Annotated in this window: 14 protein-coding genes; 5 read left to right on the top strand and 9 right to left on the bottom strand. The window is 66.0% G+C overall.

Annotation, left to right across the window (positions count from 1 at the left end; genetic code table 11):
- Positions 1–8: 8 nt before the first annotated feature.
- Genes DTX69_RS04935 through DTX69_RS04920 form a run of 4 tightly spaced genes read left to right on the top strand, consistent with a single transcriptional unit; the run spans position 9 to position 4,842 of the window.
- Positions 9–1,388 carry a multicopper oxidase family protein gene (locus DTX69_RS04935; RefSeq protein ID WP_284735546.1) on the top strand — a complete coding sequence of 460 codons (1,380 nt, stop codon included), beginning with the start codon at positions 9–11 and terminating at the stop codon, positions 1,386–1,388.
- Positions 1,372–2,664 carry a di-heme oxidoredictase family protein gene (locus DTX69_RS04930; RefSeq protein WP_119300381.1) on the top strand — a complete coding sequence of 431 codons (1,293 nt, stop codon included), beginning with the start codon at positions 1,372–1,374 and terminating at the stop codon, positions 2,662–2,664. Before DTX69_RS04935 ends, DTX69_RS04930 begins: the two co-directional genes overlap by 17 nt.
- On the top strand, positions 2,661–3,752 hold the full coding sequence (locus tag DTX69_RS04925) for an imelysin family protein (RefSeq protein WP_119300380.1): 1,092 nt from the start codon (positions 2,661–2,663) through the stop codon (positions 3,750–3,752). Before DTX69_RS04930 ends, DTX69_RS04925 begins: the two co-directional genes overlap by 4 nt.
- A 1-nt stretch (position 3,753) precedes the next feature.
- Positions 3,754–4,842 carry a DUF1513 domain-containing protein gene (locus DTX69_RS04920; RefSeq protein ID WP_162916676.1) on the top strand — a complete coding sequence of 363 codons (1,089 nt, stop codon included), beginning with the start codon at positions 3,754–3,756 and terminating at the stop codon, positions 4,840–4,842.
- Here DTX69_RS04920 and DTX69_RS04915 read toward each other — a convergent pair whose 3' ends face one another.
- Positions 4,843–5,805: a DMT family transporter gene (locus tag DTX69_RS04915; protein ID WP_162916674.1), complete on the bottom strand. Its 963-nt coding sequence runs from the start codon at positions 5,803–5,805 to the stop codon at positions 4,843–4,845.
- A 166-nt stretch (positions 5,806–5,971) separates the two neighbouring features.
- Between DTX69_RS04915 and DTX69_RS04910 the strand changes: the two genes are divergently transcribed.
- Positions 5,972–6,919 carry a 1-phosphofructokinase family hexose kinase gene (locus DTX69_RS04910; RefSeq protein WP_119300377.1) on the top strand — a complete coding sequence of 316 codons (948 nt, stop codon included), beginning with the start codon at positions 5,972–5,974 and terminating at the stop codon, positions 6,917–6,919.
- A gap of 141 nt (positions 6,920–7,060) precedes the next feature.
- On the opposite strand, the gene greB is transcribed toward DTX69_RS04910, so the two are convergent.
- From greB to DTX69_RS04870, 8 genes are all read right to left on the bottom strand, one after another.
- Positions 7,061–7,570, bottom strand: a complete 510-nt coding sequence (gene greB / locus DTX69_RS04905; RefSeq protein ID WP_119300376.1) for a transcription elongation factor GreB — start codon at positions 7,568–7,570, stop codon at positions 7,061–7,063.
- A 44-nt stretch (positions 7,571–7,614) separates the two neighbouring features.
- On the bottom strand, positions 7,615–8,133 hold the full coding sequence (locus DTX69_RS04900; protein WP_119300375.1) for a GNAT family N-acetyltransferase: 519 nt from the start codon (positions 8,131–8,133) through the stop codon (positions 7,615–7,617).
- A 78-nt stretch (positions 8,134–8,211) separates the two neighbouring features.
- Positions 8,212–10,290 (bottom strand): ASKHA domain-containing protein, encoded by a 2,079-nt coding sequence (locus DTX69_RS04895; protein ID WP_119300374.1) that lies wholly within the window; start codon positions 10,288–10,290, stop codon positions 8,212–8,214.
- A gap of 99 nt (positions 10,291–10,389) precedes the next feature.
- Positions 10,390–11,379, bottom strand: a complete 990-nt coding sequence (locus DTX69_RS04890) for a methyltetrahydrofolate cobalamin methyltransferase (protein ID WP_119300373.1) — start codon at positions 11,377–11,379, stop codon at positions 10,390–10,392.
- Between the two features lie 13 nt (positions 11,380–11,392).
- Positions 11,393–12,397 carry a methylenetetrahydrofolate reductase gene (locus tag DTX69_RS04885; RefSeq protein ID WP_119300372.1) on the bottom strand — a complete coding sequence of 335 codons (1,005 nt, stop codon included), beginning with the start codon at positions 12,395–12,397 and terminating at the stop codon, positions 11,393–11,395.
- The gene (locus DTX69_RS04880) at positions 12,394–12,966 is read right to left on the bottom strand and encodes a methylenetetrahydrofolate reductase C-terminal domain-containing protein (RefSeq protein WP_119300371.1); all 573 of its coding nucleotides are present in this window, start codon (positions 12,964–12,966) and stop codon (positions 12,394–12,396) included. Before DTX69_RS04880 ends, DTX69_RS04885 begins: the two co-directional genes overlap by 4 nt.
- 299 nt (positions 12,967–13,265) lie before the next feature.
- Positions 13,266–13,568, bottom strand: coding sequence for a virulence factor (locus DTX69_RS04875; protein ID WP_119300370.1), 303 nt, complete (start codon positions 13,566–13,568; stop codon positions 13,266–13,268).
- A gap of 6 nt (positions 13,569–13,574) precedes the next feature.
- Positions 13,575–14,174, bottom strand: a complete 600-nt coding sequence (locus DTX69_RS04870) for a DUF1638 domain-containing protein (protein ID WP_119300369.1) — start codon at positions 14,172–14,174, stop codon at positions 13,575–13,577.
- Positions 14,175–14,329 lie beyond the last annotated feature (155 nt).

The following is a 14,329-nucleotide window of genomic DNA, read 5'->3' as shown; positions in this document are numbered from 1 at the left end:
CGGGAGCCGTGTGGACACGGCGACACTTCCTGGCTGGCACGGCAGCGCTCGCGGCGCTGCCGTTGCCGTATCCGGCTGCAGCGGATAGCGCACCCGTTGCGCTGGTGGCTCGGGAGCGGTCGCTCTCGCTCTTGCCGGGCACCACAACGCCGGTCTGGGCGTATCGCGACGATTGGCCGTTAGTCCTCCGCACCCGGCGCGACGCGCCGTTCCGCGCGGTTCTGACCAATTCGGTCACGGAACATACCGCGATCCACTGGCACGGCATCCGTCTGCCCAATGCGATGGATGGCGTCCCCTACATGACCCAGCCGCCGGTCGAGACCGGCGAGAGTTTCGCTTACGAATTCGCGCCGCCGGATGCCGGCACGTTCTTTTTCCATCCCCACTGCAACACGGTCGAGCAATTGGGCCGTGGCCTTGCCGGCGTGCTGATCGTGGAGGATGAGGCGGAGAAGAACCTGTTTCTCGCGGATCACGTCGTCGCGATCAAGGATTGGCGGCTGAAGCCGGACGGCTCGTTCGACGCATTTTCGACCGACAAGGGCGCGGCGCGCGCCGGCACCTTCGGCAGCGTCGAGACGGTGAACGCCAAGCCCCATGCACAGCTCGAGGCGCTGGCGCATGGATGGGTGCGGCTGCGCGTCCTCAACCTCGATGTCTCGCGCATCGTGGTGCTGGCGCTCGAGGGCGCGGAGGGCTTCGTGATCGCGACCGACGGCAATCCGCTACCGCCGGTTCCCTTGAAGACCTGGACGCTCGGCCCGGCCATGCGCGCGGACATTGCCTTCCGCATGCCCTGGCAGAAAGTGCGGTTGCAGAACGTGTGGGGCTCGAAGCCGGAATTGCTGGCGGAGATCTCGTTCATCGAAAGTGCGCTGCCCGGCATTGGCTCGATGCCGGAGCTGGCTGCCAGCCGCGTGCCGGAACCGGATCTCACGAGCGCCCAGCGGTTGACTTTCGAGTTGACGGCGGGCCACGTCTCGCCGGAGCTGCAGGCCTATCTGAAAGAGAACGACATCGGCATCGATCAGGTCTGCCTGCCGCAGCGGACGTTCTGGGCCATCAACGGCAGGTCCTGGTCGGGGCAGGATCATAAGCTGAAGCCGCCGCCTTTGGCGGAATTGAAGCGCGGCCGATCCTACATCTTCGAGCTGTTCAACGGCACGCCCCATCCGCACCCGATGCATCTGCACGGCCATACTTTCCGCGTGCTGCGATCGAGCAAGAAGGAGATCGTCCCGCATCTCGCCGACACGGTGTTGGTGGGACCGAAGGAGCGGGTTGAGATCGCCTTCACGGCAGACAACCCCGGAGAATGGATGATGCATTGTCACATCATCGAGCATCAGGAAACCGGGATGATGGGCTATGTCCGCGTGGCTTAAGACCCTTGTCGTTTCGTCGGCTGCGGTCGCCTTTGGCGGGGCGGCGTCGGCGGCCGAGGATTCGATGGACGCGGTGCTGGGCAAGGCCTTGTTCGAGCGCCCGTGGGTCTCCGCGCCGTCCTCCACGAAGGCGGCCGACGGCCTCGGCCCGCTCTTCAATGCGCGGGCGTGCAGCTCCTGCCATCAGGGCGGCGGCCGCGCTGCTGTCTCGCTGCAGGAAGGCGACCTGCCGGCCTCCGCGGGTCTCGCCGTGCGGGTCGGCGCCGTCAAGGACGGCAAGCTGGCGCCGCATCCCGAGCTGGGCCTGCAGGTGCAGACCATGGCCGTGCCCGGCCTGAAGCCCGAAGGCAGCCTGCGTCTCAGCTTCGAGAGCCACACGGAACAGCTGGCCGACGGCACGACTGTCGAGCTGCGCCGGCCGCGCTTCGCGATCATGGGGGAGCAGGGGTCGAGCGATCTCGCTTGGATCTCGCCGCGCTTGGCGCCGGATCTCCATGGCAGCGGCTTGCTGGAACGCGTGCCGCTCTCGCGCCTCGCCGCGCTGGCGGATCCGGACGATCTCAACGGCGATGGGATCTCCGGCTCGATCGCGATGGGCCACTATGGCGAGCTGGATATCGAACCTGGCCGCTTTGGCTGGAAGGGTGACGAGCCGGATCTGGTGCATCAGATCTCCGCCGCGTTCCATTTCGACCTCGGCCTGGCCACGCCGTTGCGGCCGGACCTGTGGGGCGATTGCACCATCGCCGAGGCCGACTGCCTTGCCGCGCCTCATGGCGCAGCCCCCGGCTCGGTCGAAATCGAGAGCAACATCGTCGCCTTGGTCGTCACCTATCTGCGCGCTCTGCCGGCACCTGCCGGATCGCGCCCGAACGCCGATGTAAGCACAGGCGAAACGATCTTTGCCAAGATCGGCTGCGGCAGCTGCCATACGCCGCAACAGCAGGCGGAACTTGCCTCCGGCGAGATGATGTGGTTCTCGCCCTATAGCGACCTGCTGGTCCATGACATGGGTGAGGGACTGGCCGACCGCGCCGCGGACGGTTCCGTCTCGCCGGTCGCCGGCGCGCGTGACTGGCGCACCGCTCCTTTGTGGGGTCTGGGCCCCCGCGTCGCAGCGAAGGACGGCGCCAACCTGCTGCATGATGGCCGCGCACGCTCGGTTCTCGAAGCCATCCTCTGGCACGGCGGCGAAGCGGCGCAGGCCAAGCAGAGGGCCGTGGAGCTGTCCGCACAAGATCGTGCAGCGCTGATTGCGTTTCTGGAGGGCCTATGATTCGAGCCATCGCCGCCTCCATCCTGCTGCTCATCGCAACGCATCCCGCCTTGGCGCTGGAGGATGCTGATTATTCGGCTGCGGTCGCGGCGACGGCGAAGACCGTGATCATCCCCAGCTATCGGGCCTTCGGGGAAAGAGCGGAGAGTTTGCAGGCGCAGCTCGATGCGCTCTGCAAGCAGCCGAGCGAGGCCGCCCTCAAGGGGGCACAACAGCAATTCGCCGCGGTTGCCGCTGCCTGGGCGCAGATTCAATACATCAGCTTCGGCCCGATCTTCGAGCATCAGCGCGCCTTCCGGATCGAATATTGGCCGGACAAGCGCAACGTGGTCGGGCGCCAGCTGGCTGAGGTTCTGAAGGAGCAGGATCGTGCCGCGCTTGAGCCGAAACGTTTCGCAACGACGACCGTTGGCGTGCAGGGCCTGCCGGCGCTGGAGCGCCTGCTCTTCGCGGACGATGCGCTCGCCGAGCTGAATGGTCCGAACACTTCGTTCCGCTGCAGCCTGTTCGATGCGATCGGCAACAACCTCAAGACCATCGCGCGTGACGTCGTGACCGGCTGGACCGAAGGAGAGTCGTCATTCCTGTCGCGCATCGAGCATCCGTCGGAGAACGACGAGGAAGTGCCGAGCGGTCGCGATGCGGCAGGCCGGCTGCTCAACGACCTGCTGACCGCGACCATCGCGATGCGTGACATGAAGCTGCTGGCACCCTTGGGCAGTGCACTCGAAAAGGCCAAGCCGCACACGGCAGAATACTGGCGCAGCGGACAATCGATCGCGGTGCTGACCACCAATGTCGATGGCTGGCGTGACCTGTTCGGCGCGAAGCAGGGTCTCGGCGCGCTGCTCTCGGCGCAACCTGACGGCAAGCAGGTGGCCGACGATGTGAGAGCCACTGTCGATCGGGCCGCGCATGAACTCGCCCAGGTCGGCATGCCGCTCGACAAGGCGGTCGCCGATCCCACGCAGCGGAAGCAGGTGGAAGCCTTCGCCGCCGAGTTGATGAAATTGCGCGACCTGCTGGCGGGCCCGGTCACAACCACGCTCAACCTGCCGATCGGTTTCAATGCTCTCGATGGCGACTAGCTTGAAGCTATCCCGGCGCGCTCTGCTGGCGAGCGGCGCTGCAGCGCTCTTGGTCAGCAGGCCGGCATGGGCGAGCAATGTCCGCTATCTGTCGTCTGCCGCAACACTTACTGGCCGCTATGCCGTCGTGGCGGTCGGTGAAGATGGCAAGATTCAGTTCGATCTCGATCTCGCCGCGCGCGGCCACGGCTTGGCGCTGCGGCCGGGCAGCAATGAGGCCGTCTGTTTTGGGCGCCGCCCCGGTTCCTTCGCTTTAGTCATCGATACATCGGCGGGCGACGCGGTGATGGAAATACCGGCCGCCGGCTCGCGTCACTTCTCGGGCCACGGCCTGTTCGTGCAAGGCGGCGATCTGCTGCTGGCGACGGAGAATGACGAGAGCAAGCATCAAGGCGCAATCGGCATCTATGATGCGCGCTCTGGTTACAAGCGGATCGGCGCGTTTCCCACCTTCGGCATCGGGCCGCACGACGTGGCGCTGCTGCCGGACGGCAAGACGCTGGTCATCGCCAATGGCGGCATCGACAAGCGCCATGACGATGTGGCCGATCGCGATCTGCCGGACATCCGCTCCGATCTCGTCTATGTCGACTGGCAGGCGGAAAAGCTGCTGGAGCGCGTCACGCTGGAGCCGCAATTCGCGCGGCTGTCGATCCGGCATCTGATATTGACAGCGAAAGGCGATGTCGTGGCTGCCTTGCAGGACTCGGCGAGCGTTCCCGATCTCGATCTTCCCCTGGGCTTCCTGCACGGCGCCGGCAGCGCGCCGCGCTGGGTGGAGACGCCGCACGGCGGGTGGGCGCGGCTGCGGGGCTATTGCGGCGAAGCGGCCGTCGACAGCAGTGCCGGCCTGATCGCGCTCAGCTCACCGCGCGGCAATTGCATCGGCCTGTGGGACGAGACCGGCGCCGCGATCGAGACCCTTGCGATCCACGACGGATGCGGACTGAGCGCGACCGGCAGGGACGGGAAGATGCTGGTCTCGAGCGGCAGCGGCGAGCTGTTCACCGTATCCCGCGATGCCGCGCAGCCATCGCCCCTAGGCGCCAATGGCGAGTACCGTTTCGACAATCACATGGTGCGGATCTAGCTAGATCCGTTCGCGCTCCGGCGGTGGGGCCGGCTGCGCGGCGAACAGCATGTAGAAGCCGGCTGCGACGATCAAAGCGGCGCCGACGAAGGTGTAGACGTCCGGCACCTCGTTCCAGAACCAATAGCCGCCCAGGCTCGCCCAGATGATCGCGGTATATTCGAAGCAGGCGATGAAGTTGGCTTCCGCCAGGCGATAGGCCTGGGTCAGCAGGACGGTCGCCACCGACGCGATCACGCCGCAGGCCGCAAGCAGCGTCAGGTCGCGGGCGCTCGGCATCGCCCAGCCGCGCACCAGGAACTCCAGGCTCGGATCGCCGGTGCCTTCGAACCGGCCACTCCCGAAGATCGCCGCCAGGACCAGCGCAACCAGCAGATAGACCATGTTCTGATAGGCGGACATGACCGGGGCGCTCTCCGTCTCGCCCATGCGCCGCGCCATCAGGGCAGAGATGGAATACGCGAGCGCCGAGGCGATCGGCAGTAGCGAGGCGAGCGTAAAGGCGCTGGTCAGCGGCCGCACGATGATGAGCACGCCGACGAAGCCGGCGATGGTCACCATCCAGCGCCTCAAGCCCACGCGTTCGCCCAGGAAAGGGCCGGCCAGTAAGGTCACGAACAACGGCACCGTAAACCAGAGCGCCACCACGTTCGCCAACGGCATGGAGGGGAAAGCCAGGTAATAAGTCGTGTACGCCACCATCAGCACGAGGCCGCGCACCGTGAGCCAGCCGGCCCGCGGCGAGAGCAGCGCGCGCAGGTCTCCCGTGACGGCAATCATGACAAGCAGGATCGGCACGGCGACGATGCCGCGGATGGCGATCGCCTGATGCACGGGATAGTCGCCGCTCAGCAGCTTGATGATCCAGTCCTGGCCGGAAAAGATCATGACACCGCCGCACAGGCAGAGAGCGCCCAGCGCCGGATGCCGGCTGCCCGAAATGGCTGTAGCGGTGGCTGTCACATCGTCCCCTGGGAAATGTTTGCGACAAGTCTTGCCAGCGATCGGGCACCTAAGCAAATGCGCTTTCCGCCGGAAGGAACGTGTGCAGCGCATAGGTGCTATTGCGCTGCAACAGTGCACTGTCGCACTCTAAGGCTTATTGCAATCAAGGATCCCGACCCACTCGATGCAGAAGAAGATCCTCACCATTACCCTCAACCCTGCCCTTGATCTCTCCACTTCCGTCCCGCGCGTGCTGGCGAACCGCAAGCTGCGCTGTGCCGGCGCGGTGCTGGAGCCGGGGGGCGGCGGGGTCAATGTCTCGCGCATCATCCGCCGGTTCGGCGGCAAGAGCACCGCCTTCGTGGCGCTCGGCGGGCCCACGGGGCGCACGCTCCGCGAGCTGATGGCGCGCGACGGGCTCGACGTGGTCGAGTTTCCGATCGCCGGTGCCACGCGGCAGAACGTCACGGTGGACGAGACGACGCACGGCCGCCAATACCGCCTGGTGCTGCAGGGCCCGCGTTGGAGCGCCAAGGACGTAAAGGCGGCGCTCGCGCGGATCGAACGCTTGGCGGCGGGTCACGACTACGTGGTCGCGACCGGCAGCCTGCCGCCAGGCGTGCCGGCGAACTTCTATGCCCGCCTTGCTCGCATGGTGCGGCGCCAGGGCGGACGCTTCATCCTCGATACGTCAGGGCCGCCCCTACGCAAGGCGCTCGAGGCGGGCGTCTATCTCGTGAAGCCAAACCATATCGAGTTCCGCGACATGGCCGGAACAAGCCGCTCGGACTGGAAGAGCATGGCGCGCGTCGGCCATCGCCTGCGGGAACACGGCCAGGCCGAGGCGATGATCGTCACGCGCGGCGCCATGGGCGCGCTGGCGATCCTTCCCGAGAGCGCTTGGCGCCTGCAGTCGCCCAAGGCCAAGGTGATCAGCATGGTGGGCGCGGGTGATTCGCTCATCGGTGCCGCGGTGCTCGCGATCGCCCGCGGCCGGCCGCTATTGGAGGCCTGCCGCCTCGGTGTCGCCGCAGCGTCTGCCGCGGTCGAATCCCCTGGCACCGAACTCGCCGGCCGCGGCGAGACGCTGCGCATCGCGCGGCGGACGAAGGTGTGGGAAGTGGGCGGCTGATCTCAGGACTCCGCCGCAGCGACGTGCACATAACTCCTCCCCCGAGACGGGAGAGGGTAGGGAAGGGGAAGCGAGCGAAGACTCTCTCGCACCGAAACGCGGCTTCCCACCCAAGCCCTCCCCCATGTTGGGGGAGAGTTTTCACTCCGGATACTCGACCGCTACGACCTCGATGATTTCCGTGCCCTTGGGCGTCGGCACCGTTGCGGTGTCGCCGACCGACTTGCCCATCAAGGCGCGCGCGACGGGGGAGATCCAGCTGATGCGGCCGGTGTCGGTCTCGTCAATGCCGACGATCTCAACGGTGACCTCGCTGTCATCCTCCCGCGCATAGGTTACGTGCGCCCCAAAGAACACGCGATCGCGCTTCCGCTGCTGGCGCGGGTCGACGACCTCGGCGATCGAGAGCCGCTTGTCGAGGAAGCGCAGCCGCCGGTCGATCTCGCGCAGCCGCTTCTTGCCGTAGATGTAGTCGCCGTTCTCCGAGCGGTCGCCGTTGCCGGCCGCCCACTCCACCACGCGCACGACCTCCGGCCGCTCCTCGTTCCACAGCTTGCGCCGCTCGGCCGTGAGCCGCGCATGGCCCTCCGGCGTCATGTAGTTCTTCTTTCCCGCCGGCAGGGGCGGAAGGTCGTCGTCTTCGTCGATCATAGTGGTAAAGCACCTACAACATCAGGCCCCGCGGCCGCAACACTTCAGCCGTTGTCCAGCGCCAGTTCCATGAACACCATGTGAGGCATCAGGCGCTCCGGATAGTCGTTGTACGGCGCGCAGCGCTTGAAGCCGATTGCTTCGTAGAGCGAGACGGCCTCGCTCATTTGCGCGGCGGTGTCGAGGCGCATCAGCTTGAAGCGGTCCTCGCGCGCGCTCGCGATGATCGCGTCGCACAGCTTCCGGCCAATGCTGTGGCCTCGGTATCGATCCGGCACGAATAGGCGCTTCATTTCACAGTATTCATCCGAGCGTCGGCGATAGGCGCCGCAGCCGACAATCTCGCCGTCGCGCCTGGCCAGGAAGGCCTTGCCGCCGGGCGGACCGTAGCGCGTCGCCAGGCTCTCAAGCTCGCGATCCAGGGACTGATGGCTGAGCGCCTCATTGATCAGCCAGACATCCTGCGCGAAGCGCGCGCGGCACCACTCGACATATTCGCGGACAAGCGCACCGAGGGCCGCGTAGTCAGCTTCGTTCGTGGCGAGATGGACGTGCACGGACATTCTTTGCACCGTCGGCAGACAATACTCTTCCTGCGAGAGTGCCACGCTGGGCGCGCACGCGCCAGAGATCGCGCCGAACTAACCCCGCCGCCGTCTGCGCCGGCCGCCGCCTGAGCCGTCATCATCCCGCGGCATTACTACCTTGGGCGCAGGCAGCGCCACGGCCTTCGCGAGGTGCGGATAGGGCGCGGTCTTGTGAGGGATGGCCATTGCTTCCACGAAGTGGGCCTGGAACTTGGGCTCGACAGCGGTCTCGACCTTTTCCACCTGCTTCACCACGCGCGTGATCTCGTCGCGCGCGGCGGCATTCAGCAAGGCGATGCGCGCGCCGGTGCCGGCGGCGTTGCCGGCGGAGCTTACCTTCGCCAGGTCGCAGTCGGGGATCATGCCGAGGACCATCGCGTATTTGACGTCGATGTGGCTGCCGAACGCGCCGGCGAGGGTGATGCGATCGACCTTGTCGATGTTCAGGTGATCCATCAGCAGGCGCGCGCCGGCATAGAGCGCCGCCTTCGCCAGCTGGATCGCGCGCACGTCATTCTGGAAGATGCGGAGCTGCGGCGTGCCGTCGTGCAAAAGATAGGAAAATGTGCGTTCCGCCGGCTGGATGCGCGGCGACTTTGCGGCCATCGATCCGTCGATCACGCCGTCCTGCGTCAGGATGCCGGCCAGGTACATCTCCGCGATGCACTCGATGATGCCGGAGCCGCACACGCCGGTGACGCCGGTCGCCTCCGTCTGCTTGGCGAAATCCGGATGATCGGACCAGAGGTCGCAGCCGATCACCTTGAAGCGCGGCTCCAGCGTCTCGCGGTTGATGCGGATGCGCTCGATCGCGCCCGGTGCCGCGCGCTGGCCGCAGGAGATCTGCGCGCCCTCGAAGGCCGGGCCGGTGGGCGAGGATGCCGCTAGCAGCCTCTCCTTGTTGCCCAGTACGATCTCCGCATTCGTGCCAACATCAACGACCAGCGTCATCTCGTCGGCCTCGTGCGGCGCTTCGGAGAGGATCACGCCGGCGGTGTCGGCACCCACATGGCCCGCGATGCAGGGCAGCACGTAAATGCGAGCATTGGGGTGGATCTTGAGATCGATCTCCGAGGCCCAGAACATGGTCGGCCCGTCGCTCGCCAACGCGAAGGGCGCGCCACCCAGCTCGATCGGATTAATCCCCAGCAGCAGGTGATGCATGATGGGATTGCCGACGAAGGTCACTTCCAGGATGTCCTGGACCGTGCAGCCCGCTTCCTTGGCGACCGCGGCAGCGAGATCGTTGATCGCATCGCGCACCGCCTTGGTCATCTCGGCATCGCCGCCCGGATTCATCATCACGTACGACACGCGGCTCATCAGATCCTCACCGAAGCGGATCTGCGGGTTCATGAGGCCGGAGGAGGCGACAACCTCGCCCGAAGACAGCTCGCAGAGATGCCCGGCGATAGTGGTGGAGCCGACATCGACCGCGAGGCCGAAAACCTGGTCCTTGAAGCCCGGCCACACGGCCGTGATCTGCTTGCCGAGATGCACGGCGACGGTCACGGTCCACTTGCCGGTGCGCAAAGCCGATTGCAGGCCCTGGATCACGCGCAGGTCGGTGTCGAGGTCAGTGAGGCCCCACTGCTCCTTCAGCGCCTTCTCCAGGCGCTGCAGATCGCCGGTGGGATCGTGCATGTCCGGTTCGGCGACCTCGACGTAGTGCAGCTTCACGACCGGGTCGATCTCGATCGCGCGCATCTCGGCGCGCTTGCGCACCACCTGCTTGTGGACCTGGCTATCCTCCGGCACGTCGATGACGAGATCGCCGAGCAGGACGGCCTGGCAGGAGAGACGGCGGCCCGGCTTCATGCTTCGCTTGTCGGCATAACGCTGCTCGACGGCCGAGAAGTCGGAAAGGTGATCGCCCTTGGAGGTGACGCCGAGCTTGGCGAACTCGCCCTCGCTCACCACCACCTGGCAGCGGCCGCAGATCGCGCGCCCGCCGCACACGGAATCGATGTCGACGCCGAGCTGGCGCGCGGCCTGCAGCACTGGCGTGCCGCGCGGGAAGCGGCCGCGCCGGCCCGACGGCATGAAGACGATCAGTGGATCGCCATTGCCATTGCCGTTGCCAACGTGGTTGTTGCCTGTCTTCACGCTGATTTCGGCGCCTTCCGCAGCCATAATCACAAACCCTGAATGTAGTTTCGCCCCCGCCCCGAAAGCTCGGATGCGGGGGCGATGAGTGCTTACGCCATTTCGCCCGGATTATCCAACCGGCGTTTATCCATTAACGACTTCCGCAGTCGGGCTCGCGGCAGCCTGGACGCCTTCGGAGCCGCCATTGGCCGCTCCGCCGCCACCGCCGCCACGGCGCCGGTTCTCGCGCCCACGGCGACCGCCGGTGCCGGCCCCTTCGCCCTCGGCCGAGGGCTCGCGGAACTTGCGGATCCAGGCCGCGCAATGGGCGTCATGGCCCATCAGCACGTCGCCGCCCATCACGCCCACCATCTCCTCGGTGTGGAGCGGGTTGGTGATGGCGGAGGTCATGCCGGCGCCGATGGCCATGGCGAGGAAGCTGGAATTGAGCCCGTGCCGGTTTGGCAGGCCGAAGCTGATATTGGAAGCACCGCAGGTGGTGTTGACCTTCAGCTCCGTGCGCAGCCGGCGGATCAGGTGGAAGACCGACCGGCCGGCTTGGCCCAGGGCGCCGATCGGCATGACCAGCGGGTCGACCACGATGTCGGAATGCGGGATGCCGTAATCGGCGGCGCGGTGCACGATCTTCTTGGCAACCTCGAAGCGCACGTCCGGGTCTTCGGAAATCCCGGTCTCGTCGTTGGAGATGGCGACCACCGCCGCGCCGTATTTCTTCACGAGCGGCAGCACGCTCTCCAGGCGCTCTTCCTCGCCGGTCACCGAGTTCAGCAGCGCCTTGCCCTTATAGACCGCAAGGCCCGCCTCGAGCGCCGCGATAATGGACGAGTCGATTGACAGCGGCACGTCGGTCAACGACTGCACCAGCTGGATGGTCTCGGCCAGGATGCGCGGTTCGTCGGTCATCGGGATGCCGGCATTGACGTCGAGCATGTGGGCGCCGGCCGCGACCTGCGCCAGGGCGTCGGCCTTGACGCGGCTGTAGTCGCCGGCCGCCATTTCCGCCGCCAGCAGCTTGCGCCCGGTCGGGTTGATGCGCTCGCCGATGATGACGAAGGGGCGCTCGAAGCCGATCACCACTTCCTTGGTGGCCGAGCTGATGACGGTATCGGTCATATACGCAATCCTTTCACGAAGTAGCCGCGGGTTCGACCGCGCGCCGTTGCTGTCTGTTCCGCATGACGCCAGAGGCCTGGATGATCTCGTTCACGAACTCTTCCTGCCGATAGGCCATCACATGCACGCCTGAAACGCCTTCGATCTCCTTAATCTCTTGGATCAGGTCGATCGCCAACTGCTTGCCTTCTGCCCGCTGGTCCTTGGCCTTTTCCATCCGCTCGATGATCGCGTCGGGGATATGCACCCCCGGCACGTTGTTCTTCATCCAGCGCGCTGTCCTGGCGGACGGCAGCGGTCCGACGCCGATCAGGAAAAACGCCTTTTTGTGCAGCCCCTGCTCGCGCACTTGATCCATGAATTTGCGCAATAGCGGCACGTCAAAGCAATACTGGGTTTGGATGAACTGGGCTCCCGCCGCGATTTTCTTGGCGATGTGCACGGCCCGGTACTCGTAAGGCGGCGCGAACGGATTGGCCGCAGCCCCCAGGAACACCCGCGGCGGCGTCGTCAGTTTGCGGCCGGACAGGAAGTGCCCCTTGTCCCGCATGGTGGTGATGCATTCCAGCAACGAAGTCGAATCGAAGTCGAATACAGGCTTGGCCGCCGGCTGATCGCCCGCCTGCACCCCATCGCCGGTGAGGCAGAGGATGTTCGCGACCCCCATGGCCGCGGCGCCCAGCACGTCGCCCTGGATCGCTATGCGATTCCGGTCGCGGCAGGAGATCTGCATGATGACCGCGTAGCCCGCGCGTGTGAGCAGCGAGCAGATACCGACCGACGACATGTGACAGTTGGCGCCCGAAGCATCGGTCGCGTTGATGGCGTCGCACACCTCGGAAAGGACCAGCGCACGCTCATAGACATCGCGCGGATCGGCACTGTCCGGCGGGTTCAGCTCGGCCGTGACGGCGAAGCGCCCCTGGCGCAGCACGCGCTCCAGCCGCCCGCCGGAGGAATGGCCGGGTAGCAGCGGCAGCGGCGCCGCGGGATCGAAATGGGCCTGGCCGTCGTTCATGCGGCCTGGCCCTCTTTTTTGGCCTCGACCGAGGCGGCGACCGCGGCGAGGTCCTTGGTCGAACCGGGTTTGGCCGCCGGCGGCTTCGGCTTATTGCCGGCCTGGTCCTCAAGCCCCTTGGCGATGCGCACGACGCGCAGCCAGGAGGACTTGCCCTTGAGGCGGTTGTCGACCGTACGCTGCACGTCGAGGATCTTGGCGCCGTGGTCGGCCTGGAGGCCCATGCGTGCGGCGCCTTCCCAGGCCTGCACCCAGACGCACTTCATCTCCGGCTTCACTTCGCAATGTCCGTTGTCGCGCACGCCGCCGCATGGGCCGTTACGCAGGTTCTTCGGGCAATTCATCGGGCACGACATGCCGGTGGACGACAGCGCGCACTGCCCGCACATCTGGCAATCGAACAAGAAGCCCTTGGTGACGCGCTCGACGCTCTCGAACGGCTTCTCCAGCTTTTCGTAGCCGATCTTGTTCCACAAAGGATGCAGCGCGATCAGCGCCTTCTCGAACGCGCGGTAGAACGCGTTGAGGCCGCGAGCATGGCGCACCGACCACAGGCGGACGGCGTACATCGCTCAGGACCTTCCAACAACAATTCCCCTCTCCCCTCGCGGGAGAGGGTTGCGGAGGCTTAGCGAGGCGCAGCCGAGCTTAGCCGGAGCTGGGGGCCGCGCCGATAGGTGCGCAGCGCGCGAGCGCCGTGATTCAGACGTTGCCGTATGTGTGGCGCTCTCACGAGCGCGCACGACTATCGCCGCGCTACCCCCCATCCAGCTTCGCCTAAGCTCGCTGGCGCTCGCTAAGGCTTCGCATCCTTCCCCCGCAAGGGGGGAAGGGGACTTTCTGTCGAGGGATCGGGGCGAGCGCTTCATCACTTGCTCTCCACCCCGCCGCTTTCGACCAGCGCCTTCAGCTTCGCGTCATCAAAGGCAGCTTCCAGCTCCGCCGCCTTCTTGTCCGCTTCGGCCTGCAGGTCATCGGACACGTCGATCGGCGCGGCGCGGCGCCATTCGGCCAAGTACGAGTCCGTGTCGCGCAGGTTGGCGCGCATAGCGGCGCGGTCGATCGCCTTCTCGAAGCGCTCGTTCAGCTGCACCTTCGCGGTCTCTCGGCCCTTCTTCACGATCACCTGGGCGGGAATGTCCCGCCAGTAAACCACAGTCAATTGTGCCATCTCGTCCTACGCAATCTTTGCCTTCATGAAGTCCGCGAGCTCGCCGTACCCCGTGCGGCGATGCACGAACTCCAGGTTCAGTTTCTCCGCCGCCGCCTTGGCCCGTCTCAGCAGATCCGCGTCCTCGGTCTGCGCCAGATAGACCAGCTTGCGGTAATTGCCGAAATACATATCGCGCAATTCCGGATGCTTCTCGATCCCGAATCCCTGCCAGATCAGCCGCTCGAAATGGCGCGCCAGATAGTCGGTCAGGAAGAACGTGCCCGGCTCCTCGTCCATCATCTTCTCGAAGTCGGCCGTTCTCGCGAACCACTGGAAGCAGTGCGGCCCGTCGATCCGCTCCACGCCCTCCTCGGCCAGCACGCGGTCCAGCTCGCCCTGGGTGCCGCAATCGCCATAGAGCACAAAGATGCGGTCGAACTTCTTCTTGCCCGCCTTGATCTTGCGCTGCACGCCGCCTGCGATCTTTTCCGGCCGGTTGTGCCAGATCGCCGGCAGGCAGGTGATCTCGACGCGCCCGTCCCAGCCGCTGGCCTTGCTCACCGCCAGGAACTCCTTGGCCAGCGCGCCGCAAGCGATAAAGAGGGTCTTCGGGCCGTCCGCCATACCGTCGATCCGGCATCCACCAGGACGCCGCCTTCTCGGGTCAAATCCTTAAGCGCGGCAGGGTTGCCGGGCTGCTATTGCCGCGACCGGGGATCGCCTGAAAGCGACCGAGCCCCTGTCGCGGACGGACTATATGTGGTCGTTCCAGGTCCGCG

Source organism: Dongia deserti, from assembly GCF_003574735.1.
In the GTDB taxonomy this organism is placed as follows: domain Bacteria; phylum Pseudomonadota; class Alphaproteobacteria; order Dongiales; family Dongiaceae; genus Dongia_A; species Dongia_A deserti.
Note: the sequence above shows the minus strand (reverse complement) of the source record. Positions and strands in the feature narration are given on the sequence as shown.

Bases quoted from the DNA above. Each gene is read 5' to 3' on its own strand.
- DTX69_RS04875 (WP_119300370.1), bottom strand. From the start codon at position 13,568: ATGGCACAATTGACTGTGGTTTACTGGCGGGACATTCCCGCCCAGGTG.
- DTX69_RS04885 (WP_119300372.1), bottom strand. From the start codon at position 12,397: ATGAACGACGGCCAGGCCCATTTCGATCCCGCGGCGCCGCTGCCGCTG.
- DTX69_RS04880 (WP_119300371.1), bottom strand. From the start codon at position 12,966: ATGTACGCCGTCCGCCTGTGGTCGGTGCGCCATGCTCGCGGCCTCAAC.
- DTX69_RS04890 (WP_119300373.1), bottom strand. From the start codon at position 11,379: ATGACCGATACCGTCATCAGCTCGGCCACCAAGGAAGTGGTGATCGGC.
- greB (WP_119300376.1), bottom strand. From the start codon at position 7,570: ATGATCGACGAAGACGACGACCTTCCGCCCCTGCCGGCGGGAAAGAAG.
- DTX69_RS04925 (WP_119300380.1), top strand. From the start codon at position 2,661: ATGATTCGAGCCATCGCCGCCTCCATCCTGCTGCTCATCGCAACGCAT.
- DTX69_RS04900 (WP_119300375.1), bottom strand. From the start codon at position 8,133: ATGTCCGTGCACGTCCATCTCGCCACGAACGAAGCTGACTACGCGGCC.
- DTX69_RS04895 (WP_119300374.1), bottom strand. From the start codon at position 10,290: ATGGCTGCGGAAGGCGCCGAAATCAGCGTGAAGACAGGCAACAACCAC.
- DTX69_RS04870 (WP_119300369.1), bottom strand. From the start codon at position 14,174: ATGGCGGACGGCCCGAAGACCCTCTTTATCGCTTGCGGCGCGCTGGCC.
- DTX69_RS04910 (WP_119300377.1), top strand. From the start codon at position 5,972: ATGCAGAAGAAGATCCTCACCATTACCCTCAACCCTGCCCTTGATCTC.
- DTX69_RS04930 (WP_119300381.1), top strand. From the start codon at position 1,372: ATGTCCGCGTGGCTTAAGACCCTTGTCGTTTCGTCGGCTGCGGTCGCC.